The following is a 22,940-nucleotide window of genomic DNA, read 5'->3' as shown; positions in this document are numbered from 1 at the left end:
CATGAACTGTCGAGAAGGCTGCGGCGCCTGTTGCATAGCGCCCTCGATCACCTCGCCCATCCCGGGCATGCCCCAGGGCAAGCCCGCCGGCGTCGCCTGTATTCACCTGGCCCCGGACCGGCGCTGCCGCATATTCCACTCCCCGGAGCGCCCCGCGGTATGCGCGGCGTTCATGGCCGACGAGCAGGTCTGCGGCAACAGCGGCGAAGAAGCCCTGCAGATCCTCACCTGGTGGGAGCAGGCCACCGCCTGTTGAGCGGCAAGCAGGTCATGCGAGTGAAAGGCTTGCGATTACGCCGCGAGTGCATAGCCTGTTCGCTTCCAGCTTCCAGCTTCCAGCTTCCAGCTTCCAGCTTCCAGCTTCCAGCCACAAAAAAAGCCCGCGATGCGGGCTTTTTTGTGGCTAGGCGTCAACTTACTTGCTGGGGTAGTCGCGCTTGGTGTGGCCGGTGTACAGCTGGCGCGGACGACCGATCTTGTACGGACCGCTGATCATCTCGTTCCAATGCGCAATCCAGCCCGGCGTGCGGCCGGTGGCGAAGATCACGGTGAACAGCTCGGCTGGGATGCCCAGGGCCTTGAGGATGATGCCGGAGTAGAAGTCGACGTTCGGGTACAGGTTGCGCTCGACGAAGTAGGGGTCGTTCAGCGCGATTTCTTCCAGCTTCATCGCCAGTTCCAGCTGCGGATCGTTGATCCCCAGCAGGCCCAGTACCTCATCACAGGTTTCCTTCATGACCTTGGCGCGCGGATCGAAGTTCTTGTACACGCGATGGCCGAAGCCCATCAGCTTGAACGGATCGTCCTTGTCCTTGGCCTTGGCAATGAAGGTTTCGATGTTGGATACATCGCCAATCTCGTCCAGCATGCGCAGCACGGCTTCGTTGGCACCACCATGGGCCGGTCCCCACAGCGCGGCAATACCGGCGGCGATACAGGCGAAGGGGTTGGCGCCAGTCGAGCCGGCCAGGCGGACGGTGGACGTCGAGGCATTCTGTTCGTGGTCGGCGTGCAGCACGAAGATGCGGTCCATGGCGCGGGACAGGATCGGGTCGATCGGTTTGATCTCGGCCGGCGTGTTGAACATCATGTGCAGGAAGTTTTCTGCGTAGCCCAGTTCGTTGCTGGGGTACATCAGCGGCTGGCCCATGGAGTACTTGTAGACCATCGCAGCGATAGTCGGCATCTTGGCGATCAGGCGGATGGCCGAGATTTCCCGGTGATGGGCGTCGTTGATGTCCAGCGAGTCGTGGTAGAACGCGGACAAGGCACCCACCACACCACACATGATGGCCATGGGATGGGCGTCGCGGCGGAAGCCGTTGAGGAAGTTCTTCAGCTGCTCGTGCACCATGGTGTGGTTCTTGATGGTGCTGTCGAACTTCTGCTTTTCCTCTGCGCTGGGCAGTTCGCCCTTGAGCAGCAGGTAGCAGGTTTCGAGGAAGTCGGACTTTTCTGCCAGCTGCTCGATCGGGTAGCCCCGATGCAAGAGAATTCCCTTGTCGCCATCAATGAAGGTGATCTTGGATTCGCAGGACGAGGTCGCCATGAAGCCTGGGTCGAAAGTAAAGACGCCTTCGGCTGTCAGGCCTCGAACATCAATAACGTCCGGCCCCAACGTGCCCGAATAGACAGGCAGATCGATGGGGGCAGCGCCCTCGATGATCAACTGCGCTTTTTTATCAGCCATTGATGGCCTCCTAATTTGCTGTATCGAAAGTGTGACCCCCCACGCAGGGCCCGCATCACTATAAAGTCAAAAACCCGTTTGTCAATTATGCCGATAGAGTTTGCAAATCGACGTTATTCAAAGGTTTCATTGACTTTTGCGGATGCGCGCATATGTCGCAGCTGCGCGGCGCGGAGGCCGAGGGCAGGGGTTTTGCAGATTGTAATCAGACGCCCAACTCACTATACTCCTTGACCGGCAAAAGTGACCCATTCGGCTTCTTTCATGAAGCTAAGCCGCGCGTCATTTGGGTGTGATCCACACCTTCCTATAACCAGCCCTGACCACAGGGCCATGAGTGTGAAGATAGCCGTGAATAGCAAAAGACCTGTCAATCTCGACCTCAGGACGATCAAGCTTCCTGTTACCGCCTATACGTCTATTGCTCACCGGATTTCGGGAGTCATTCTGTTCATCGCCATTGCAGGCCTGCTTTGGTTGCTGAGCACTTCTTTGAGTTCCGAAACCGGCTTCGAGCAAGTCAAGGCAACCCTGCAACATCCGTTAGCCAAGCTGGTGCTCTGGGGCGTCCTGTCTGCCCTGCTGTACCACCTGGTCGCGGGCATTCGCCATCTGATCATGGATGCCGGTGTCGGTGAGGGGCTGGAAAGTGGCCGGCTGGGTGCGAAGCTGGTAGTCGTGATCGCCGTTGTTCTGATCGTTCTCCTGGGGGTTTGGATATGGTAACCAACGTCACCAACCTGTCGCGTAGCGGCCTGTACGACTGGATGGCGCAGCGTGTCTCCGCCGTGCTGCTGGCGGCCTACACGATTTTCATGCTCGGTTATCTGTTGCTTAACCCCGGTCTGACCTACGCCGAATGGCAGGGCCTGTTCAGCAACAATGCCATGCGCATCTTCAGTCTGCTGACACTGGTGGCGCTGGCTGTGCATTCCTGGGTCGGTATGTGGACCATTTCTACCGACTACCTGACACCCATGGCGTTCGGCAAAGCCGCCACTGTTCTGCGCTTCCTGTTCCAGGTTGTATGCGGTCTGGCGATGTTCGTGCTGTTCGTGTGGGGCGTACAGATCCTGTGGGGTATTTGATCAATGGCTAATATGCGTACTTTGACTTTTGACGCCATCATTGTTGGTGGTGGTGGTGCCGGTATGCGCGCAGCGCTGCAACTGGCTCAAGGCGGTCACAAGACTGCTGTGATTACCAAGGTGTTCCCGACCCGTTCGCACACTGTATCCGCCCAGGGCGGTATTACCTGTGCCATCGCCTCGGCGGACCCGAATGATGATTGGCGCTGGCACATGTACGATACCGTCAAGGGTTCCGACTATATCGGTGACCAGGACGCTATCGAATACATGTGTTCCGTTGGCCCCGAAGCCGTGTTCGAACTGGAGCACATGGGTCTGCCGTTCTCCCGTACCGAGCAGGGTCGTATCTACCAGCGTCCGTTCGGTGGCCAGTCCAAGGACTACGGTAACGGTGGCCAGGCTGCCCGTACCTGTGCCGCGGCCGACCGTACCGGTCATGCCCTGTTGCACACCCTGTACCAGAACAACGTCAAGCACGACACCACCTTCCTGAACGAGTGGTACGCGGTTGACCTGGTGAAGAACCAGGACGGCGCTGTCGTGGGCGTTATCGCCATCTGCATCGAAACCGGCGAAACCGTCTACATCCGTTCCAAGGCCACCGTCCTGGCCACTGGTGGTGCGGGCCGTATCTACGCCTCCACGACCAACGCCCTGATCAACACCGGCGACGGCGTCGGCATGGCGCTGCGCGCTGGCGTGCCGGTACAGGACATGGAAATGTGGCAGTTCCACCCGACCGGTATTGCCGGTGCCGGGGTGCTGGTTACCGAAGGCTGCCGTGGTGAAGGTGGATACCTGATCAACAAGCATGGCGAGCGCTTCATGGAGCGTTATGCACCCAACGCCAAGGACCTCGCCGGCCGTGACGTGGTAGCCCGCTCCATGGTCAAGGAAATCCTGGCTGGTAACGGCTGTGGTCCGGATGGCGACCACGTGATGCTGAAGCTGGACCACCTGGGTGAAGAAGTACTGCACAGCCGCCTGCCGGGTATCTGTGAACTGTCCAAGACCTTCGCCCACGTTGATCCGGTCACCGCGCCGGTGCCTGTGGTCCCGACCTGTCACTACATGATGGGTGGCGTGGCTACCAACATCCATGGCCAGGCCATTGCCCAGGACCTGGACGGTAACGACCGTATCATCGAAGGTCTGTTCGCTGTCGGCGAAGTGGCTTGCGTATCCGTACACGGCGCCAACCGTCTGGGCGGCAACTCGCTGCTGGACCTGGTGGTCTTCGGTCGTGCGGCCGGTCTGCACCTGGAGAGCGCGCTGAAAGAAGGTATCGAATACCGCGGTGCTTCCGAGTCCGACATCGAGGCCTCCCTGGCTCGCCTGTCCGGCATCAACACCCGCACCACCGGTGAAGAAGTCGCCCCGCTGCGCAAGGAACTGCAGAACTGCATGCAGAACTACTTCGGTGTATTCCGTACTGGCGAATACATGCAGAAGGGCATCAAGGAGCTGGAAAGCCTGCGCGAGCGCATTGCCAACGTCAAGATCGACGACAAGAGCAACGCCTTCAACACCGCGCGGATCGAAGCGCTGGAACTGCAGAACCTGCTGGAAGTGGCCGAAGCAACCGCTATCGCCGCCGAAGCGCGGAAGGAAAGCCGTGGCGCCCACGCTCGCGAGGACTTCGAAGATCGCGATGACGAGAACTGGCTGTGCCACAGCATGTACCACCCGCAGACCAAGCAGCTGACCAAGCGTGCGGTCAACTTCGCGCCGAAGACCGTTCCGGTGTTCGAGCCTAAAATCCGCACTTATTAAGGGGGCCCGGTATGTTGAAAGTCAGTATTTATCGTTATAACCCGGAGACCGACAAAGCTCCTTACATGCAGGACTTCCAGATCGATACCGAAGGTAAGGATCTGATGGTGCTTGACGTTCTGCAGTTGGCCAAGGAGCAGGATGCCGGTCTGGGCTTCCGTCGCGCCTGCCGCGAAGGTGTGTGCGGTTCCGACGGCATGAACATCAACGGCAAGAACGGCCTCGCTTGCATCACTCCGCTGTCCAGTGTAGTGAAGAACAACAAGCTGGTGCTGCGTCCGTTGCCAGGTCTGCCGGTAATCCGTGACCTGGTCGTGGATATGAGCATCTTCTACAAGCAGTACGAGAAAGTTCAGCCGTATCTGCAGAATGACACGCCGGCGCCGGCTATCGAGCGCCTGCAATCGCCGGAAGAGCGGGCGAAGCTGGATGGCCTGTACGAGTGCATTCTCTGTGCATGCTGCTCCACCTCCTGCCCGTCCTTTTGGTGGAACCCGGACAAGTTCATCGGTCCCGCCGGTTTGTTGCAGGCCTACCGCTTCCTGGCGGATAGCCGTGACACCGAGACCGAGAGCCGTCTGGCGGCCATGGATGACCCCTTCAGCGTATTCCGCTGCCGCGGCATCATGAACTGCGTACAGGTCTGCCCCAAGGGTCTAAATCCGACCCGGGCCATTGGCCATATCCGCAACATGCTGCTGCAGAGCGGGACCTGATCCGGCGTCTGCATTAGAGTTAAGCAATCCCAGCGGCTGAAACAGCCGCTGGTCGCAACAAATTCGGGTCGCAGCTCACAAAGCAGCGGCCTGTTATGTACCTAAACCAACAGGGGCAACGGGTAACACCCGAACTATCTGTCGGGGCCGGCAATATTCCGGTTTCGCGGAATGTGACAGAGCAGGGCGACTGGCAGGGACAATGCCGAATGCTCATCTGACTGTTCTGCACGGAGGGCAATTCATTTGCCTATTAATGGTCTTTGCGCCAGATGGTGTCCCCTTATAGAGGGTGACCAAGCATGCCAGACAGCGAAATGCAGCAGCTGTGGAGTACATCTCACCTATCCGGTGGGAATGCCTCCTATGTTGAAGAGCTCTATGAGCTCTATCTGCACGATCCCAACGGTGTCGCCGAGGAATGGCGCAGCTACTTCGACAAGCTGCCCCAGATCAGCGGTTTCACTGGATCGGATATTTCCCATTCCACTATCCGTGAGCACTTTCTGTCGCTCGCCCGGAACACCCGTCGCCCGCAGGCGGCTGCCGGTGGCCAGGTCAGCAGCGAACGGGACAAGAAACAGGTTGGCGTTCTACGCCTGATTCAGGCCTATCGGATGCGCGGCCACCAGGCGTCGTCGCTCGACCCGCTGGGTCTGTGGAAGCGGGACCAAATCGCTGATCTGACCCTGGCCGAATACGGCCTGACCGATGCTGATCTGGATACCGTGTTCCGTACCGGTGAACTGCAGATCGGCAAGGAAGAAGCTCCCCTTCGCGAAATTCTCGATGCGTTGAAGTCGACCTATTGCGGCACCATTGGCGCCGAGTACATGCATATCGTCGATTCCACGCAGCGCCGCTGGTTCCAGCAGCGCCTGGAAAGCGTGCGCGGCAAACCGCAGCACTCCGTCGAAAGCCGGCGTCACCTGCTTGAGCGTCTGACCGCAGCGGAAGGTCTGGAAAAGTACCTGGGCACCAAGTACCCGGGCACCAAGCGTTTCGGTGTGGAAGGTGGCGAAAGCCTGATCCCCATGCTGGACGAGATCATCCAGCGCTCCGGCTCCTACGGCGTCAACGAAGTGGTGCTGGGTATGGCCCACCGCGGCCGCCTCAACGTGCTGGTCAACACCCTGGGCAAGAACCCCCGCGATCTGTTCGACGAGTTCGAAGGCAAGAAGATGATCGATCTGGGCTCGGGTGACGTGAAATACCACCAGGGCTTCTCGTCCAACGTGATGACCTCCGGCGGTGAAGTACACCTGGCACTGTCGTTCAACCCTTCGCACCTGGAGATTGTCTCGCCGGTGGTGGAAGGGTCCGTACGTGCTCGCCAGGACCGTCGCAAGGATCCTACTGGTGACAAGGTGTTGCCGATCAGTATCCACGGCGACGCGGCCTTCGCTGGCCAGGGTGTGGTCATGGAGACATTCCAGATGTCCCAGACCCGCGCCTACAAGACCGGTGGCACCATCCATATCGTGGTCAACAACCAGGTCGGCTTCACTACCAGCCGCCAGGACGATGCCCGCTCCACCGAGTACGCCACCGACATCGCCAAGATGATCCAGGCGCCGATTTTCCACGTTAATGGCGACGACCCGGAAGCGGTGCTGTTCGTCACTCAACTGGCGGTCGACTATCGCATGCAGTTCAAGCGTGACGTGGTTATCGACCTGGTCTGCTACCGCCGCCGTGGTCACAACGAAGCGGACGAGCCCTCCGGCACCCAGCCGCGCATGTACGCAGTGATCGCGAAGCAGCCGACTACCCGTGAAATCTATGCCAAGCGCCTGGTGGAAGCGGGTGTACTGACCGATGACGAGGTTCAGGCCCGGATCGAGGAGTACCGCACCGCGCTGGACAATGGCGATCACGTCGTCAAGAGCCTGGTCAAGGAGCCGGATTCCAATTCCTTCGTTGATTGGAAACCCTACCTGGGCCACAAGTGGACCGCGCGCCATGACACCCGCTTTGACCTCAAGACCCTGCAGGAACTGGCCAACCGCCTGACCGACCTGCCGGACGGTCTGGTCGTCCAGCGTCAGGTCTCCAAGATCATCGAAGACCGTCGCAAGATGGCCGCCGGCGGCCTGGCCCTGAACTGGGGCTTTGCCGAAACCATGGCCTACGCCACCCTGCTGCATGAAGGCCACCCGGTGCGCATCACCGGCCAGGACGTGGGTCGCGGTACCTTCTCCCACCGCCATGCGGTGCTGCACAACCAGAAGGAGGAGGGCGCTTACATCCCGCTGGCCAACCTCAGCGAGAACCAGCCGCGCTTCGACATCTACGACTCGCTGCTGTCGGAAGAGGCCGTGCTGGCCTTCGAATACGGCTACGCCACCACCACGCCCAATGCACTGGTGATCTGGGAAGCCCAGTTCGGCGACTTTGCCAACGGTGCCCAGGTGGTGATCGATCAGTTCATTACCAGTGGCGAGCACAAGTGGGGCCGTCTGTGCGGTCTGACCATGCTGCTGCCGCACGGTTATGAAGGTCAGGGCCCGGAGCATTCTTCCGCCCGTCTGGAACGCTTCCTGCAGCTGTGCGCCGAGCAGAACATTCAGGTCGCAGTGCCGACCACGCCGGCCCAGATCTACCATCTGCTGCGCCGTCAGGTCATCCGCCCGCTGCGCAAGCCACTGGTCGTGCTGACACCGAAATCGCTGCTGCGTCATAAATTGGCAGTCTCTACCCTGGAAGATCTGGCTGAAGGGTCTTTCCAGACCGTGATCCCGGAAGCCGATGCCATCGATCCGGCGAAGGTGGATCGGGTGATCATGTGCAGTGGCAAGGTGTACTACGACCTGCTGGAAAAACGCCGTGCCGACGAGATCGACAATGTCGCCATCGTCCGTATCGAACAGCTGTACCCGTTCCCCGAGGACGACCTGAGCGATGTGCTCGCCCCCTACACCAACCTGAAGAAGGTCGTCTGGTGTCAGGAAGAGCCGATGAACCAGGGCGCCTGGTACTGCAGCCAGCATCACATGCGCCGGGTACTGGCAGAACACAGCGTCAGCAATCTGTATCTGGACTACGCTGGACGAGAGGCTTCCGCGGCACCTGCCGGCGGCTACCCCTCCGTCCACGCGGAAGAACAGGCGAAACTCCTGCAGGACGCGCTCTACGCTTGAGCCGCTGCATAACACCGTTTATTTAAGGATCGACAATGGCTATTGAAATCAAGGCCCCTACATTTCCCGAATCGGTTGCCGATGGCACCGTTGCCACCTGGCACAAGCAGCCTGGCGATGCGGTCAAGCGTGATGATCTGATCGTCGACATCGAGACCGACAAGGTCGTGCTGGAAGTCTTGGCCGAGGCTGATGGTGTCCTGGGCGAAATCATCAAGGGTGAAGGCGAGACCGTCCTCAGCGCCGAGCTGCTGGGCACTCTGAACGAAGGTGGCGCGGCTGCGCCCCAGCCCAAGGCCGCCGAAGCCGCACCCGCTGCGGCCGCTGCACCTGCCGCCGCTGACAGCGACGCCGATGAGCAGCTGTTGAACCCCGCTGCCCGCAAGCTGGCCGAAGAAAATGGCCTGAACCCTGCCGAGCTCAAGGGCACCGGCAAGGGCGGTCGCGTTACCAAGGAAGACGTGCTCAACGCCATCGAAGCCAAGAAGTCCGCCCCGGCTCCGGCCGCTGCGCCTGCGGCCAAGCCGGCCGCCGCTGCCAGCGCTTCCAGTGTCATGCTGAGCGAAGGTGACCGGGTAGAGAAGCGTGTACCCATGACCCGCCTGCGCGCGCGTATCGCCGAGCGCCTGGTCGAAGCCCAGTCCAGCATGGCCATGTTGACCACCTATAACGAAGTCAACATGAAGCCGATCATGGACCTGCGCAAGAAGTACAAGGACCTGTTCGAGAAGAAGCACGACGGCGTGCGCCTGGGCTTCATGTCCTTCTTCGTCAAGGCGGCCACCGAGGCGCTCAAGCGCTACCCGGCAGTCAACGCTTCGATCGATGGCAAGGATATTGTCTACCATGGCTACCAGGATATCGGCGTTGCCGTTTCCAGCGACCGTGGCCTGGTCGTGCCGATCCTGCGTAACACCGAATTCATGAGCCTGGCGCAAATCGAAGGCACCATCGCCGACTACGGCCGCAAGGCCCGCGACGGCAAGCTGTCCATGGAAGAGATGACCGGTGGCACCTTCACCATCTCCAATGGCGGTGTGTTCGGCTCGCTGCTGTCCTCGCCGATCGTCAACCCGCCGCAGGCGGCCATCCTGGGCATGCACAAGATCCAGGATCGTCCCATGGCCGTCGATGGCCAGGTGGTGATCCTGCCCATGATGTACCTGGCGCTGTCGTACGACCACCGCCTGATCGACGGCAAGGAAGCGGTCAGCTTCCTGGTCGCCCTCAAGGATCTGCTGGAAGATCCGGCACGCATGCTGCTGGATATCTGATCCGCGAGCGGATTTCAGGCTTCAACGCATCAAGCGGCAGGCTGCCTGTGGTGACCCCACGGGCAGCCTCGAGTACATAGCTGCAAAAAGAGGAACGGGTTTATGAGCGATAAATTTGATGTAGTGGTCATTGGTGCAGGTCCTGGGGGCTATGTAGCCGCTATCCGCGCTGCCCAGCTGGGCCTCAAGACCGCCTGTATCGAAAAGTACAAGGGCAAGGACGACAAGCTGGCCCTGGGTGGTACCTGCCTGAACGTGGGATGCATTCCTTCCAAGGCGCTACTGGACAGCTCCTGGAAATACCATGAAGCAAAGGATGCATTCCAGGTCCACGGCATCAGCACCGGTGAGGTGAAGATGGACGTCGGCGCCATGGTCGCCCGCAAGGACCAGATCGTCCGGAACCTCACCGGCGGCGTAGCCGGTCTGCTCAAGGCCAACGGCGTTACTGTCTACCAGGGCCACGGCAAGCTGCTGGCTGGCAAGCAGGTCGAGATCACCAAGGAAGACGGCAGCAGCGAAGTGCTGGCCGCCGAGAACGTGATCCTGGCTTCTGGCTCGCGTCCAGTGGAAATCCCCCCGGCGCCGGTGGACCAGAAAATCATCGTCGACTCTACCGGTGCCCTGGACTTCCAGAGCGTCCCGGCCCGTCTGGGCGTGATCGGCGCTGGCGTTATCGGTCTGGAGCTGGGCTCCGTCTGGTCGCGCCTGGGTGCAGATGTGACCGTTATCGAGGCGCTGGACAAGTTCCTGCCCGCGGCGGACGAGCAGCTGTCCAAGGAAGCCCTGAAGATCTACACCAAGCAGGGCCTCAAGGTGCTGCTGGGTGCGCGCGTCACCGCTTCTGAAGTGAAGGGTGAGGAAGTCACCGTCAAGTTCACTGACGCCAAGGGCGATCAGGAAATGACCTTCGACAAGCTGATCGTGGCCGTTGGCCGTCGCCCGGTTACTACCGATCTGCTGGCTGCCGATTCCGGGGTTGACCTGGATGAGCGCGGCTATGTGTATGTCGATGATCATTGCGCTACCTCGGTACCGGGCGTGTACGCCATCGGTGACGTGGTCCGCGGCCTGATGCTGGCCCACAAGGCGTCGGAAGAGGGCGTAGTGGTTGCGGAGCGCATCGCCGGCCACAAGGCGCAGATGAACTACGATCTGATCCCGTCGGTTATCTACACTCATCCGGAAGCCGCCTGGGTTGGCCAGAACGAGCAGCAGCTGAAGGCCGAAGGCGTTGAAGTCAATGTCGGCGTATTCCCCTTCGCTGCCAGCGGTCGCGCCATGGCTGCCAACGATACCGCCGGCTTCGTCAAGGTTATCGCCTGCGCCAAGTCCGACCGCGTCCTGGGTGTTCACGTGATCGGCCCGAGCGCGGCCGAGCTGGTTCAGCAGGGCGCCATTGCCATGGAATTCGGCACTAGCGCCGAAGACCTGGGCATGATGGTCTTCGCGCACCCGACCATGTCGGAAGCGATGAAGGAAGCTGCCCTGGCAGTGAGTGGCCAAGCCATTCACGTTGCCAACCGCAAGAAACGCTGAAGAATCTTCCCAGTTGCTACCGGCGCATCCCAGTGGATGCGCTGGTAGCCTGGTTGCCATTCACAAGGCAAGGTCAAGGGACTGACCATCACCCCTGGGAGGGTGGACCGGGTGTGTCGGATCGTTGATTCGGCAGCCTGACTGGTGACGAGGGCGCGGTCTGGTCGTCGTTATTGAATTCATACGAACTACGGTACAAAAGAATGAACCTTCACGAATATCAGGGGAAGCAGCTGTTCGCTGAGTACGGCCTTCCCGTCTCCAAGGGCATCGCTGTAGACACTCCCGAAGCAGCTGCCGAGGCTTGCGATACTATCGGCGGTTCCGAGTGGGTAGTAAAAGCCCAGGTTCACGCGGGTGGCCGCGGCAAGGCTGGCGGTGTAAAACTGGTCAAGAACAAGGAAGATGCCAAGGCATTCGCCGAGCAGTGGCTGGGCAAGCGTCTGGTAACCTATCAGACTGATGCCGACGGCCAGCCGGTCGCCAAGATCCTGGTTGAATCCTGCACTGATATCGCTCAGGAACTCTACCTGGGTGCCGTAGTGGATCGCTCCACTCGCCGTATCGTATTCATGGCGTCCACCGAAGGCGGCGTTGAAATCGAGAAGGTTGCCGAAGAGACCCCTGAGAAGATCCTGAAAGCCACCATCGATCCCCTGGTAGGCCCGCAGCCTTACCAAGGTCGTGACCTGGCCTTCAAACTGGGCCTGAAGGGCGACCAGATCAAGCAGTTCACCAACATCTTCGTCGGCCTGGGCAAACTGTTCGCCGACTACGATCTGGCCCTGCTGGAAATCAACCCGCTGGTCATCAAGACCGATGGCAACCTGCACTGCCTGGACGCCAAGATCAACATCGACGCCAACGCGCTGTACCGTCAGCCCAAGCTGCGCGCCATGCATGACCCGTCCCAGGACGACGCCCGTGAAGCCCATGCTGCCAAGTTCGAACTGAACTACGTAGCACTGGACGGCAACATCGGCTGCATGGTCAACGGTGCCGGTCTGGCCATGGGTACCATGGACATCGTCAACCTGCACGGCGGCAAGCCGGCCAACTTCCTCGACGTTGGCGGCGGCGCTACCAAGGAGCGCGTTACCGAAGCGTTCAAGATCATCCTGTCCGACAGCAATGTGGCCGCGGTACTGGTCAACATCTTCGGCGGTATCGTTCGTTGCGACATGATTGCCGAAGGCATCATCGGTGCAGTGAAGGACGTAGGCGTGAAGGTGCCTGTCGTGGTTCGTCTGGAAGGCAACAATGCTGACCTGGGCGCCAAGGTACTGGCGGAAAGTGGTCTGAACATCATCGCAGCAACCAGTCTGACCGACGCTGCAGTACAGGTCGTCAAAGCGGCGGAGGGCAAGTAATGAGCATCCTGATCGACAAGAACACCAAGGTAATCTGCCAGGGCATCACTGGTTCGCAGGGTTCCTTCCACACGGAGCAGGCGCTTGCCTACGGCACCAAGATGGTTGGTGGCGTCACTCCGGGCAAGGGCGGTACCGAGCACCTGGGTCTGCCGGTCTTCAACACTGTGGCTGAAGCGGTTGAAGCCACTGGTGCGGAAGCTTCCGTGATCTACGTTCCGGCGCCGTTCTGCAAGGACTCCATCCTGGAAGCGGCCAACGCTGGCATCAAGCTGATCGTCTGCATCACCGAAGGCATCGCTACCCTCGACATGCTCGACGCCAAGGTCAAGTGTGACGAGCTGGGTGTACGCCTGATCGGGCCGAACTGCCCGGGCGTGATCACTCCCGGCGAGTGCAAGATCGGCATCATGCCCGGTCACATCCACCTGCCGGGCAAAGTGGGCATCGTTTCCCGCTCTGGCACCCTGACCTACGAAGCGGTCAAGCAGACCACTGACGCTGGTTTCGGTCAGTCCACTTGCGTGGGTATCGGTGGTGACCCGATCCCGGGCTCTAACTTCATCGACATTCTGGAGATGTTCCAGAACGATCCGCAGACCGAAGCCATCGTCATGATCGGCGAGATCGGCGGCAGCGCTGAAGAAGAGGCCGCGGCCTACATCAAGGCCAATGTGACCAAGCCGGTTGTGTCCTACATCGCTGGTGTGACTGCTCCGGCAGGCAAGCGTATGGGTCACGCTGGTGCGATCATCTCCGGCGGCAAGGGCACTGCCGACGAGAAGTTCGCTGCGCTGGAAGATGCCGGTGTGAAAACCGTGCGTTCGCTGGCCGAAATCGGTTCTGCTCTGTCCGAGCTGACCGGCTGGGCAATGAAGTAACACGCCCCGCGCCATGAAAGGACCCCGCTTCGGCGGGGTCTTTTCGTTTCAGCCGCCCGGCTTTCGGCCCGCATGGCGGATCGGCATGGGCCTTTGCGCGCCTGGCTGTTTATAATGCCGGTGATTTTTGCCTGTACCGGGCAGACTGCAAAGAAGAATTTCGATGAAAACACTATCTCCGGCTAACTTGATAGCCCTTGGCTTCATGACATTTGCCCTGTTTCTTGGGGCTGGCAACATCATCTTCCCACCCAGTGCTGGCCTGTCGGCGGGTGACAATATGTGGCCGACGGCGGTGGGCTTCCTGCTGACCGCGGTGGGATTGCCGCTGCTGACGCTGGTGGCACTGGCACGCGTCGGCGGCGGTATCCAAGAGTTGACCGCGCCCCTGGGGCGGCTGCCAGGATTGGTGCTGGCCGTGCTGGTGTACCTGTCCATCGGGCCGCTGTTCGCCACGCCGCGTACTGCGGTCGTCTCCTACGAGGTGGGCGTTGTGGGTCTGGTGGGGGACAGCTGGCAGACTTTGCTGGTGTACTCGCTGCTGTATTTTGCCGTGGTGCTGGCGTTGGCGCTCAAGCCGGGTCGGCTGGTCGACAACATCGGTAAGTTGATCACGCCGGTGCTCTTGCTGGCCCTGGTCATCCTCGGCGTGTCCGCCGTTCTGTTTCCGGTGGGGGCGGTGGGTGAAGCCATGCCCGGCTACCGCGAAAGCCCGCTGGTGGAAGGTGTGCTGCAGGGTTATCTGACCATGGATGCGCTGGGCGCCCTGGTATTTGGTGTCGTGATCACCCGGGCGATCCGCGACCGCCAGGTGCAGGAAACCCATATCGTCACCCGTTACACCATCATTGCCGCGATCATCGCCGCGATCGGCCTTGCCCTGGTTTATCTCGCCCTGTTCCAGTTGGGCGCCACCAGCAGCGCGCTGATCGAGCCCGGTGCCAACGGCGGTCAGATCCTTGCGGCCTTTGTCCAGCACCGCTTCGGCACTGCCGGTAGCCTGTTGTTGGCGATCGTCATCACCCTGGCGTGCCTGACTACCGCGGTAGGCCTGATATCTGCCTGTGGCGCTTTCTTCAGTCGGGAGTTCCCGTTCAGTTATGCGCAGGTGGTCTGGGTCTTCACCCTCTTCTGCATGGCCGTATCCAACCAGGGGCTCGACAGCCTGATCCGTATATCCGTACCGGTGCTGGTAGGGCTTTATCCGCTGGCGATCGTGCTGGTTCTGCTCGGCCTGTTCCTGCCGGGCTGGCAGCGGCCGCAGAACATCATGCGTCCGGTCATGCTGGTTGCGTTGGTCTTCGGTATCATCGACGGATTGAAGGCTGCCGGTTTCATCGAGCGCGATGTTGCCTGGCTGAGCTCCTTGCCCTTTACTTCCCAGGGGCTGGGCTGGTTGGTGCCGGCGATCATCATGCTGGTAGTGGCCTTGATCGTGGATCGCGTCCGGCACGCCGGGCCGCAACAGGCTTGATGCAGGGGTAAGGGAAAACAATGAGCGAATTGCCTGGCGCTGAATCGCTGTGGTTGAACCTGGCGGCGGTATGCTGGTTCATGTTCTGCTGGATCGGCTATAACCGTTACGCCTGGCATCGGGGGCGGGATACGCCGTGCCTGGCTAGCGTATTGCACCTGTACCGCAAGGACTGGATGAGCCGCTTGCTGCTGCGTGAGCAGCGCATCGCAGACGCCAGTCTGATCAGCAATCTGGAACGCAATACCTCGTTCTTTGCCTCCAGCACCCTGCTGATCCTGGCGGGTCTGATTACCGTCATGGGGGCGAGTGACCAGGCGCAGAATCTGCTCCACGATCTGCCCTTTGTGGCACCGGTCAGCCGGGAGGTGTCGGAAATGAAGTTGCTGAGTATGCTCGGCATCTTTGTCTATGCCTTCTTCACCTTTTCCTGGGCCATGCGCCAATACAACTTCGCCTCGGTACTGTTTGGTGCGGCCCCCCTGGTAGGGGAGAAGCATGTGGGCGAGATCGAGCGCAAGGCTTTTGCCAACCGGGCGGCCAAGGTGCTATCCAAGGCGGCGCATTCCTTCAATCTGGGGCTGCGTTCCTATTACTTTGCCCTGGCCATGCTCAGTTGGTTCATCAATCCCTGGGTGTTCATGGGTATTACCGCGGGGGTAGTGTACGTACTCTATCGGCGGGAATTCCGCTCTACCGTGCTGGAAGTGCTGATGGCCACGCCCACCCACTTTCCCGAACCGCCGGCCGAGGACGTCTTGAAGCCGGAAAAGTGAGCAGAAACAACACCGGCCGCAGAAGCGGCCGGTGTTGTTTGGGATGCAGCAGAGTAAAAGCGTTACTCGTTGATGCGCTCCTTGGCGTCGTTCTTCGCATCAGCCGCAGCTTCGGCTGTGTCGTCATAGGCTTCACCGACGCGCTCACCAGCTTCATCCAGGTTTTCCTGGATTTTTTCGCCAGTGGTGGGCTCGTTATTGAAAGCCCGGTCGGCCTTCTGCTCGATGGCATCGCCCGTTTCTTCGGCGGCGTCACCCATGTTGTCCATGGCGTCAGACATCGACTCCTGGGCCGATTCCATCTTGTCTTCGGGCTCGTCCTGGCAAGCTGCCAGTAAACCGAGGCTGGCCATCAGAACCGCAGTTGCGCATAGTTTTTTCATCTGATTCTCCAAGTGATGTTGCACGAGGGATTAGTCCAAGCGAAACGCAAAGAGTTCCGTGCTCTCGGTAAAACACAGCGGGTTGCCGCGGGGTTTTAGCGCCAACATGTAGCGATCTGATAAAATCTGTGCTCTTTTCAGTCGACACGGACTTCCTATGATCATTGAACAGCGTGCGCGAGCCTTTCTTTCGGTATTGCGCCATTGCCAGGTGCTTGGCATGACCGTGGAACAGGCCGACAAGGATGGGCTGGTGATCAAGCTCCCCTATAGCGATCTCATCGTCGGCAACCCGGTCACCGGCGTGGTCCACGGCGGTGCCATCACCACCCTGATGGATACCTGCTGCGGCATTTCTACGGTGTGCTATCTCGACGATTTCGAAATCTGCCCGACGCTGGACCTGCGCATCGACTACATGCATCCGGCCGAGCCGGGGGCGCCCATCTATGGGTTTGCTGAATGCTACCGGGTGACCCCCACGGTGATCTTCACCCGCGGCGTCGCCTACCAACAATCCCGGGACGAACCGCTGGCCCATGTGGTCGGCACCTTCATGCGCATGGGCAAGGGTTCGCTCGATCTGGACAAGATGCAGCTGGCGGCGGGAGGTGCGGCATGAACGAGCGTATCGAGCAGCTCGTCCGTGATGCGCATGACTCTGGCGATTACATGCCGCTGATCGAAGAGATTCCCTATGCACGGATGCTCGGCATGCAGGTATTGCGACTCGGCGAGCAGATGGTATTCCACTTGCCGCTGCATCCGGACAATATCGGTAATCCGATACTGCCAGCACTGCACGGCGGAGTGCTGGCAGGCTTCATGGAACAGGCAGCCATGCTCCACCTGATGACCTCCATGCACAGCGAGAGCTTCCCCAAGATCATCGACTTCTCCGTGGACTACCTGCGGGCAGGATTATCCAAGGATACCTACGCCACCTGCCAGGTATGGCGTCAGGGCCGGCGAGTGGGTAATGTGGCGGTAACCGCCTGGCAGGCCCGATCGGATGAGCCGGTAGCCACGGCGCGGGCACATTTCAAGCTGGATTGAGCCAACAGCTGGCCTCAACAGGAGACATTCAGGACATGGAAGCCTTGATGATATTAGCCGGTGGGCTGTTGCTGATCCTGGGCTGGATCTGGCTGGTCGTTGCCGCCACCCGACTATCTGTAAGCCGCATGCTGCTGGCCTTGTTTCTCGCTCCGCTCACCCTGTTCTGGCGCAGTGGCGGTTATCCCAACGTGCCGCGCCTGCTGGTGCTGCTGGGTCTACTGGGCATCACCCTGGGCGCGCTGCAGCTGCACCGTCATCAACCGGAACGCTTGGACCTGTTGCTTAGCGGACAGTGGGGTGCCTCTGCCCCGGCAGCCAGCGAACTGCAGGGCACCATCATGGGCCAGGCCTTCACGCCGGAACGGGTATTCTGGCAGGGTGAGGACCTGGTATTCGAGGAGGGTCCAGCAGAACGGCCACGTCGTGCACTCACCATTCGGTTTGCCCGCGCCGAGGCGCTGTTGCAGGATCCGGTTATCGAACGCCTGCCAGGTGATGAGGGCGCCTGGCCTGAGCTGATACTCCAGTGGTATTCCGGCGCATTGACCGCACCAGGTCTGCGCAAGGTGGTGGATGACTACAGTCTCAGCCTGCATTTTGCCGAGCCGGAGCAGGGACGGGTGGAGGGTCGTATTCATCTGCATCTGCCGACGCTCTACAGCACCTGGTTGACCGGGCGGGTGGAGCTGTCATCGGCACCCCCATGGTTGCTCGAACGTAGCCAGGCCCAGCGTGAAAATCGGGCCCGGCAGGCTGCGGACGCGGTCACCGCTGCGCCGGCCAACCCTAGCCAAACGCCACGACCGGAATGGCAGGAGCTGAGTTTGCTGGCGCTGCTCGATGAGCCTGACCTGTTCAGGGATATTCCCGTGCGCCTGACCACCTGGTCCGGCCGGGTACATATGGGTACGTTTCGCCAGCTCAGCAGCGAACAGCGGCTGGTTCTCGCGCTCGCTCGGGGCGCGGATCAGGTCGAACTGCATTTCCATCCGCTGGACGTCCGGATGATCGAGACGCGGGGCACGCCTTGAAATAATGCCGCAGCATCCCCATCAAGGATCCATCCGCCCGCTCACGCACGGGCCATAGTCCTTGAGAAACATGGAGATCTTGCAAACATGACCGTGGAAGCCCAGAAGGAAACGCTTGGATTTCAGACCGAGGTGAAGCAACTGCTGCACCTGATGATCCATTCGATGTACTCGAACAAGGAGATTTTCCTCCGCGAGCTGATTTCCAACGCCTCCGACGCCTCGGACAAGCTGCGTTTCGAAGCCATTGCCAAACCCGAATTGCTGGAAAGCGATCCCAACCTGCGCATTCGTATCAGCGCTGATGAGCAGGCCAACACCCTGACCATCGAGGACAACGGCATCGGCATGTCCCGCGAAGAAGTGATCAGCCATCTGGGCACCATCGCCAAGTCCGGTACCGCGAGCTTCATGCAGCAGCTGACCGGCGACCAGAAGAAGGACGCGCAGCTGATCGGCCAATTTGGTGTGGGCTTCTACAGTGCGTTTATCGTCGCCGACAAGGTCGAAGTCTTCACCCGCCGCGCCGGCTTGACTGCGGCCGAAGGCGTACGCTGGGAATCCGCCGCAGAGGGCGACTTCACCATCGAGAACATCGAGAAGCCCGATCGCGGTACCCGCATCGTGCTGCACCTCAAGGCGGACGAGAAGGAGTTCGCCGATGGCTGGCGTCTGCGCAACGTCATCAAGAAGTACTCCGACCACATTTCCCTGCCGATCGAGCTGCCCAAGCAGCACTTCGGCGAGGACAAGGACAAGCCCACCGAGATCGAGTGGGAGAGCGTCAACCGTGCCAGCGCCCTGTGGACTCGCCCGCGTACCGAGATCAAGGACGAGGAATACCAGGAGTTCTACAAGCACGTCTCCCACGACTTCGAGGACCCGCTGAGCTGGAGCCACAACAAGGTCGAAGGCAAGCTGGAGTACACCAGCCTGTTGTACGTACCCGGCCGCGCGCCGTTTGACCTGTACCACCGCGAAGCCCCCCGTGGGTTGAAACTCTATGTGCAGCGCGTGTTCATCATGGACGACGCCGAGCAGTTCCTGCCGCTGTACCTGCGCTTCATCAAGGGTGTGGTCGATTCCAACGACCTCTCGCTGAACGTCTCCCGGGAGATCCTGCAGAAGGACCCGGCCATCGACAGCATGAAGTCGGCACTGACCAAACGCGTACTGGACATGCTGGAGAAACTGGCGAAGAACGACGCCGAGAAATACGCCACCTTCTGGAAGGCCTTCGGCAGCGTGATGAAGGAAGGCCCGGCGGAAGACTTCGCCAACCGCGAGAAGATCGCCGGCCTGCTGCGCTTTGCTTCCACCGCGCAGAACGATGACAGCGAAGTGGTCAGCCTGGACGCCTACATCGAGCGCATGCAGGAAGGCCAGGACAAGATCTACTACCTCACCGGCGAGCGCTACAGCCAGGTCAAGAACAGCCCGCACCTGGAGATCTTCCGCAAGAAGGGTATCGAGGTCCTGCTGTTGACCGACCGCATCGACGAGTGGCTGATGAGCCACCTGAGCGAGTTCAAGGGCAAGCAGTTCGTCGATGTGGCCCGTGGTGATCTGGATCTGGGCAAGCTGGAAGGGGAAGAGGACAAGCAGGCCCAGGAAGAAGTGGCCAAGGCCAAGGCTGATCTGGTCGAGCGCGTGAAGAAGGTGCTCGCCGATGACGTCGAGGAAGTAAAGGTCTCGCACCGTCTGACCGATTCGCCGGCTGTGCTGGTAATCAATGAGGACGGCATGGGGCTGCAGATGCGCAAGATCCTCGAGGCTACCGGCCAGAAGGCGCCTGAGAGCAAGCCGATCCTCGAGATCAACCCGGTGCACCCGCTGTTGGAGAAGCTTGACCAGGAGCAGGACGAGGACCGTTTCGCCGACCTGACTCGTATCCTGTTCGACCAGGCGGCGTTGGCTGCTGGCGAAGCGCTGCAGGACCCGGGTAGTTATGTGCGTCGCCTGAATGCGTTGCTGGTTGAATTGAGCAAGTAAGTCTTCGTCAGCGCATCACGCTACAACGCCCGGTCCGGTTCTCCGCACCGGGCGTTGTTGTGTCTGGGGCGTGTTCGGAGCTCGTCGGTGCTATGTTTGCGGCATGTTTGGCGTCCGCCGGTGCTGTGCAGTTGCCCTTGGCGAACGCGCACCCGTGCCATCCATGGCGCTCGTGTGCGGCCGTCCCTGGCCGCACACGGTTCGCCAAGGGCAACTGCACAACACCGGCTTATGGCTTCGGCGCGGCTGAGAGAAAACCTTAGCGCCCTTCGGCTTCCTCTTGATGGTCTATTCTTGCCTTTCAACCAACGCGCAAGGGATGCTGGCATGACCAAGATGCTTACCACCATGATTCTGGCCACAGCGGCTGGATTGGCCCAGGCGGAGATGACGACACAGACAGTGGATTATGAAATCGATGGCAAGCCCTATCAGGGCATGCTGGTGTATGACGACGCGGTCACCGAGCCACGGCCGGGGCTATTGATGGTGCCGAACTGGATGGGCGTGACCGAGAATGCGGCGAAGAAGGCCTACCGCGCTGCGGGTACCGACTATGTGGTCTTTGTTGCCGACTTGTATGGTCGGGACGTTCGGCCAGCCGATACGGAACAGGCCGGCAAGGCTGCCGGGGAAGTACGCGCCGACCGGGCGGTGATGCGCAAACGGGTCAATGCTGCGCTGGAGGTGTTCAAGGCGCAGGGCGACAAGGTCGCCCTCGACACCGGGCGGTTGGGGGCGATCGGCTTCTGTTTTGGTGGCACCGCTGTGCTGGAGTTGGCCCGCTCGGGTACCGAGATCGGCGGGGTGGTGTCCTTCCATGGCAACCTGGATACGCCGAATCCGGAAGACGCCAAGGCTATCCGGATGCCGCTGCTGGTACTGCACGGCGCCGATGATCCCTACGTGCCACCGGAGCAGGTGGCGGCCTTCGAACAGGAAATGCGCAGTGCCAAGGTGGCCGACTGGCAGTTGCTCAGCTATGGCGGCGCGGTGCATTCGTTCACTGATCCGACGGCCAAGGCCAAGGGGCAGGCGGAGTACCACCCGGTTGTTGCCGAACGCGCCTTTGCCCAGATGCGCAGCTTCTTTGCTGAAACCCTGGCCGACTGAAGCTGCGGTTACAGCAGTGTGCGTCGTGGGTGGGTAACCCCGCCCCTGCGGGGCGTGGGCGAGGATGGTAGAAGGCCATCGCGAGGCCACCATAACGGGTGATATTCAGCAGACTGATGACGGGTGCATGCCGCTAGTGGTTCACCCGTTCCCCATCAATAATGACCACAGCAGCGCAGGCCAGGAACGGCGTAACCGCGCGGTGTTGAATAACAATAATCGATGGAGATGGATCATGTCCCAACCTGAACTGCCCGGCTGGCGCTGGGGCCCCTTTACATTCCGTTTGCCTTTCTACCATACCCGGTTGTACTGGCCGGAACTCTTCCAAGGCATTTTCATTGCCGCGGCGACGGGGCTGTCGCTCATTCCTTTGATGACCATGTTCTTCGGTCTGACATTCGAGGAGGCGGTGGCCGCTTCGATGATCCACTCCATTCTCATCAGCTCGGCGTTGATCGTATTCGGCGAGCCCTACGCGCCTGGTTGGCTGACCCCCGCGTTGCCCCTGGTGCTGGCTTTTGCCATCGGCGCTGGTGATGATCCGACGCTGCGCCTGCAAGCAATGACCGCGTTGTCCCTGGACTTCGCCTTGCTGCTGTTCGTGCTGGGGCTTACCGGGCTGGGCAAGAAATTCGTCATCTGGCTGCCGGACACGCTGAAGGCGGGGATCATTCTCGGGGCCGCGCTGGCGGCGCTCAAGCGGGTATTCATCGATGACGCCGAGCGGTTTCTGCTGCAGCAACCCATCGCCACCACCCTGGCCTGTGCTGTGTGTCTGGTGTTTGCTTTCTCGTTGCCGATGCAGAAACTCAAAGAAAAGTACCGCTGGGTGGCGCTGATTGCGGCTCTGGGTCTGCTGCCGGGCTTTCTCATCGCCGCCGTGATCGGGCCCATGGTCGGGGAGGTGGCCTATGACATTCGCTGGGGCTTCATGATTCCGCCGGTGGGGGATATGTGGGCCAAGATGTCGCCATTCTCCATCGGCTTTCCCAGCCTGACCATGATGCTCCAGGCCATGCCGCTGGCCATCATTACCTACGTCATCCTGTTTGGTGATCTGGTGACCGGCAACGAAGTGATTCGCGAAGGACTGAAGGAGCGCAACGATGAACACATTGATATCAACCCGACTCGTTCGCACTTCTCGTTGGCCATCCGTAATGCCCTGATGGGCATCAGCGCGCCCTTCTTCCCCACCCAGGGGCCGATGTGGACCGGCGTGCACGTGATCATCATCCAGCGCTGGAAGCAGGGCAAGCAGACCATGGACAGCCTCCACAGCGGGCTGGTTTCCTATTACGGCATGGGCATCCCGATCCTCTTCTTCCTGCTGCCGCTGGTCACCGGGCTACAACCCTTACTGGGCATTGCGTTGTCGCTGACGCTGGTGTTGACCGGCTTTGCCTGCGCCTACATCGCCATGGCCATCCCCCAGAGCAATGCGTCGCGGGGCGCGGTGCTGATGATCGGTGCTGGGCTGGCTTTCTTCGAGCCCTGGGTGGGGCTCCTGTTTGGGGTGCTGACCACCTTGTTGCTGGTCGGCTGGGATCGAAATGTTGAGCCGATTCCGCAGGAACATGAGGAGCCCAAACCCCAGGCTATGGCCACCAAGACCCTGGAAGCGGAAGGTTAGCC

20 protein-coding genes are annotated in these 22,940 nt (G+C 60.4%); 18 read left to right on the top strand and 2 right to left on the bottom strand.

The genetic code is table 11. From position 1 onward, the window contains the following. Window position 1 precedes the first annotated feature (1 nt). On the top strand, window positions 2-256 hold the full coding sequence (locus tag VG99_RS02120) for a YkgJ family cysteine cluster protein (RefSeq protein ID WP_044498107.1): 255 nt from the start codon (window positions 2-4) through the stop codon (window positions 254-256). Window positions 257-415: 159 nt separating this feature from the next. On the opposite strand, the gene gltA is transcribed toward VG99_RS02120, so the two are convergent. After that, window positions 416-1,690 carry a citrate synthase gene (gene gltA / locus VG99_RS02115; RefSeq protein WP_044498106.1) on the bottom strand — a complete coding sequence of 425 codons (1,275 nt, stop codon included), beginning with the start codon at window positions 1,688-1,690 and terminating at the stop codon, window positions 416-418. A 339-nt stretch (window positions 1,691-2,029) separates the two neighbouring features. Between gltA and sdhC the strand changes: the two genes are divergently transcribed. From sdhC to VG99_RS02060, 11 genes are all read left to right on the top strand, one after another. Then, window positions 2,030-2,416, top strand: coding sequence for a succinate dehydrogenase, cytochrome b556 subunit (gene sdhC, locus VG99_RS02110; protein WP_158023946.1), 387 nt, complete (start codon window positions 2,030-2,032; stop codon window positions 2,414-2,416). Further along, a complete protein-coding gene (gene sdhD, locus VG99_RS02105) occupies window positions 2,410-2,778 on the top strand; it encodes a succinate dehydrogenase, hydrophobic membrane anchor protein (RefSeq protein ID WP_044498105.1) in 369 nt (122 codons plus the stop codon). Before sdhC ends, sdhD begins: the two co-directional genes overlap by 7 nt. Window positions 2,779-2,781: 3 nt before the next feature. Next, entirely contained in the window at window positions 2,782-4,554 is a 1,773-nt protein-coding gene (gene sdhA, locus VG99_RS02100; RefSeq protein WP_044498104.1) for a succinate dehydrogenase flavoprotein subunit, read from the top strand. Window positions 4,555-4,565: 11 nt separating this feature from the next. Continuing rightward, window positions 4,566-5,270 (top strand): succinate dehydrogenase iron-sulfur subunit, encoded by a 705-nt coding sequence (locus VG99_RS02095; protein ID WP_044498103.1) that lies wholly within the window; start codon window positions 4,566-4,568, stop codon window positions 5,268-5,270. 302 nt (window positions 5,271-5,572) lie between these two features. Next, on the top strand, window positions 5,573-8,410 hold the full coding sequence (locus VG99_RS02090) for a 2-oxoglutarate dehydrogenase E1 component (protein WP_044498101.1): 2,838 nt from the start codon (window positions 5,573-5,575) through the stop codon (window positions 8,408-8,410). Between the two features lie 35 nt (window positions 8,411-8,445). Further along, window positions 8,446-9,684, top strand: coding sequence for a 2-oxoglutarate dehydrogenase complex dihydrolipoyllysine-residue succinyltransferase (gene odhB, locus VG99_RS02085; RefSeq protein ID WP_044498099.1), 1,239 nt, complete (start codon window positions 8,446-8,448; stop codon window positions 9,682-9,684). 102 nt (window positions 9,685-9,786) lie between these two features. After that, the gene (lpdA, locus tag VG99_RS02080) at window positions 9,787-11,223 is read left to right on the top strand and encodes a dihydrolipoyl dehydrogenase (protein WP_044498098.1); all 1,437 of its coding nucleotides are present in this window, start codon (window positions 9,787-9,789) and stop codon (window positions 11,221-11,223) included. Between the two features lie 203 nt (window positions 11,224-11,426). Next, window positions 11,427-12,593 carry an ADP-forming succinate--CoA ligase subunit beta gene (gene sucC / locus VG99_RS02075; RefSeq protein ID WP_044498096.1) on the top strand — a complete coding sequence of 389 codons (1,167 nt, stop codon included), beginning with the start codon at window positions 11,427-11,429 and terminating at the stop codon, window positions 12,591-12,593. Beyond that, window positions 12,593-13,474 (top strand): succinate--CoA ligase subunit alpha, encoded by an 882-nt coding sequence (gene sucD, locus VG99_RS02070; protein ID WP_044498095.1) that lies wholly within the window; start codon window positions 12,593-12,595, stop codon window positions 13,472-13,474. The genes sucC and sucD overlap by 1 nt, the downstream gene beginning before the upstream one ends. A gap of 163 nt (window positions 13,475-13,637) precedes the next feature. Continuing rightward, window positions 13,638-14,948, top strand: coding sequence for a branched-chain amino acid transport system II carrier protein (brnQ, locus tag VG99_RS02065; RefSeq protein ID WP_044498094.1), 1,311 nt, complete (start codon window positions 13,638-13,640; stop codon window positions 14,946-14,948). A 20-nt stretch (window positions 14,949-14,968) separates the two neighbouring features. Beyond that, on the top strand, window positions 14,969-15,724 hold the full coding sequence (locus VG99_RS02060; RefSeq protein WP_044498093.1) for a DUF599 domain-containing protein: 756 nt from the start codon (window positions 14,969-14,971) through the stop codon (window positions 15,722-15,724). A gap of 62 nt (window positions 15,725-15,786) precedes the next feature. Here the strand turns inward: VG99_RS02060 and VG99_RS02055 are convergent, their stop codons facing one another. Continuing rightward, complete coding sequence (locus VG99_RS02055; protein WP_044498091.1) at window positions 15,787-16,107, bottom strand: hypothetical protein; 321 nt, start codon at window positions 16,105-16,107, stop codon at window positions 15,787-15,789. Window positions 16,108-16,264: 157 nt separating this feature from the next. Here VG99_RS02055 and VG99_RS02050 point away from each other — a divergent pair, with 157 nt between their 5' ends. The 6 genes from VG99_RS02050 to VG99_RS02025 all read left to right on the top strand — a co-directional run bounded on the left by VG99_RS02050 (window position 16,265) and on the right by VG99_RS02025 (window position 22,938). Further along, window positions 16,265-16,729 (top strand): PaaI family thioesterase, encoded by a 465-nt coding sequence (locus tag VG99_RS02050; RefSeq protein ID WP_044498089.1) that lies wholly within the window; start codon window positions 16,265-16,267, stop codon window positions 16,727-16,729. After that, window positions 16,726-17,163, top strand: a complete 438-nt coding sequence (locus tag VG99_RS02045) for a PaaI family thioesterase (protein ID WP_044498088.1) — start codon at window positions 16,726-16,728, stop codon at window positions 17,161-17,163. Before VG99_RS02050 ends, VG99_RS02045 begins: the two co-directional genes overlap by 4 nt. A 35-nt stretch (window positions 17,164-17,198) precedes the next feature. Next, complete coding sequence (locus tag VG99_RS02040) at window positions 17,199-18,197, top strand: hypothetical protein (RefSeq protein ID WP_044498087.1); 999 nt, start codon at window positions 17,199-17,201, stop codon at window positions 18,195-18,197. An 87-nt stretch (window positions 18,198-18,284) separates the two neighbouring features. Continuing rightward, complete coding sequence (gene htpG, locus VG99_RS02035) at window positions 18,285-20,189, top strand: molecular chaperone HtpG (RefSeq protein ID WP_044498086.1); 1,905 nt, start codon at window positions 18,285-18,287, stop codon at window positions 20,187-20,189. A 327-nt stretch (window positions 20,190-20,516) separates the two neighbouring features. After that, window positions 20,517-21,302 carry a dienelactone hydrolase family protein gene (locus tag VG99_RS02030; RefSeq protein WP_044498085.1) on the top strand — a complete coding sequence of 262 codons (786 nt, stop codon included), beginning with the start codon at window positions 20,517-20,519 and terminating at the stop codon, window positions 21,300-21,302. Between the two features lie 235 nt (window positions 21,303-21,537). Further along, entirely contained in the window at window positions 21,538-22,938 is a 1,401-nt protein-coding gene (locus VG99_RS02025) for a hypothetical protein (RefSeq protein WP_044498084.1), read from the top strand. Window positions 22,939-22,940: the final 2 nt, after the last annotated feature.

It is taken from the genome of Pseudomonas saudimassiliensis (genome assembly GCF_000939975.1).
Lineage (GTDB): Bacteria > Pseudomonadota > Gammaproteobacteria > Pseudomonadales > Pseudomonadaceae > Halopseudomonas > Halopseudomonas saudimassiliensis.
This window is presented reverse-complemented; position numbering and strand designations above follow the sequence as displayed.

What these genes read in the sequence shown, in the direction of transcription:
- VG99_RS02120 (WP_044498107.1), top strand. Translation starts at nt 2, where the DNA reads ATGAACTGTCGAGAAGGCTGCGGCGCCTGTTGCATAGCGCCCTCGATC.
- gltA (WP_044498106.1), bottom strand. Translation starts at nt 1,690, where the DNA reads ATGGCTGATAAAAAAGCGCAGTTGATCATCGAGGGCGCTGCCCCCATC.
- sdhD (WP_044498105.1), top strand. Translation starts at nt 2,410, where the DNA reads ATGGTAACCAACGTCACCAACCTGTCGCGTAGCGGCCTGTACGACTGG.
- sdhA (WP_044498104.1), top strand. Translation starts at nt 2,782, where the DNA reads ATGGCTAATATGCGTACTTTGACTTTTGACGCCATCATTGTTGGTGGT.
- VG99_RS02095 (WP_044498103.1), top strand. Translation starts at nt 4,566, where the DNA reads ATGTTGAAAGTCAGTATTTATCGTTATAACCCGGAGACCGACAAAGCT.
- VG99_RS02090 (WP_044498101.1), top strand. Translation starts at nt 5,573, where the DNA reads ATGCCAGACAGCGAAATGCAGCAGCTGTGGAGTACATCTCACCTATCC.
- odhB (WP_044498099.1), top strand. Translation starts at nt 8,446, where the DNA reads ATGGCTATTGAAATCAAGGCCCCTACATTTCCCGAATCGGTTGCCGAT.
- lpdA (WP_044498098.1), top strand. Translation starts at nt 9,787, where the DNA reads ATGAGCGATAAATTTGATGTAGTGGTCATTGGTGCAGGTCCTGGGGGC.
- sucC (WP_044498096.1), top strand. Translation starts at nt 11,427, where the DNA reads ATGAACCTTCACGAATATCAGGGGAAGCAGCTGTTCGCTGAGTACGGC.
- sucD (WP_044498095.1), top strand. Translation starts at nt 12,593, where the DNA reads ATGAGCATCCTGATCGACAAGAACACCAAGGTAATCTGCCAGGGCATC.
- brnQ (WP_044498094.1), top strand. Translation starts at nt 13,638, where the DNA reads ATGAAAACACTATCTCCGGCTAACTTGATAGCCCTTGGCTTCATGACA.
- VG99_RS02060 (WP_044498093.1), top strand. Translation starts at nt 14,969, where the DNA reads ATGAGCGAATTGCCTGGCGCTGAATCGCTGTGGTTGAACCTGGCGGCG.
- VG99_RS02055 (WP_044498091.1), bottom strand. Translation starts at nt 16,107, where the DNA reads ATGAAAAAACTATGCGCAACTGCGGTTCTGATGGCCAGCCTCGGTTTA.
- VG99_RS02050 (WP_044498089.1), top strand. Translation starts at nt 16,265, where the DNA reads ATGATCATTGAACAGCGTGCGCGAGCCTTTCTTTCGGTATTGCGCCAT.
- VG99_RS02045 (WP_044498088.1), top strand. Translation starts at nt 16,726, where the DNA reads ATGAACGAGCGTATCGAGCAGCTCGTCCGTGATGCGCATGACTCTGGC.
- VG99_RS02040 (WP_044498087.1), top strand. Translation starts at nt 17,199, where the DNA reads ATGGAAGCCTTGATGATATTAGCCGGTGGGCTGTTGCTGATCCTGGGC.
- htpG (WP_044498086.1), top strand. Translation starts at nt 18,285, where the DNA reads ATGACCGTGGAAGCCCAGAAGGAAACGCTTGGATTTCAGACCGAGGTG.
- VG99_RS02030 (WP_044498085.1), top strand. Translation starts at nt 20,517, where the DNA reads ATGACCAAGATGCTTACCACCATGATTCTGGCCACAGCGGCTGGATTG.
- VG99_RS02025 (WP_044498084.1), top strand. Translation starts at nt 21,538, where the DNA reads ATGTCCCAACCTGAACTGCCCGGCTGGCGCTGGGGCCCCTTTACATTC.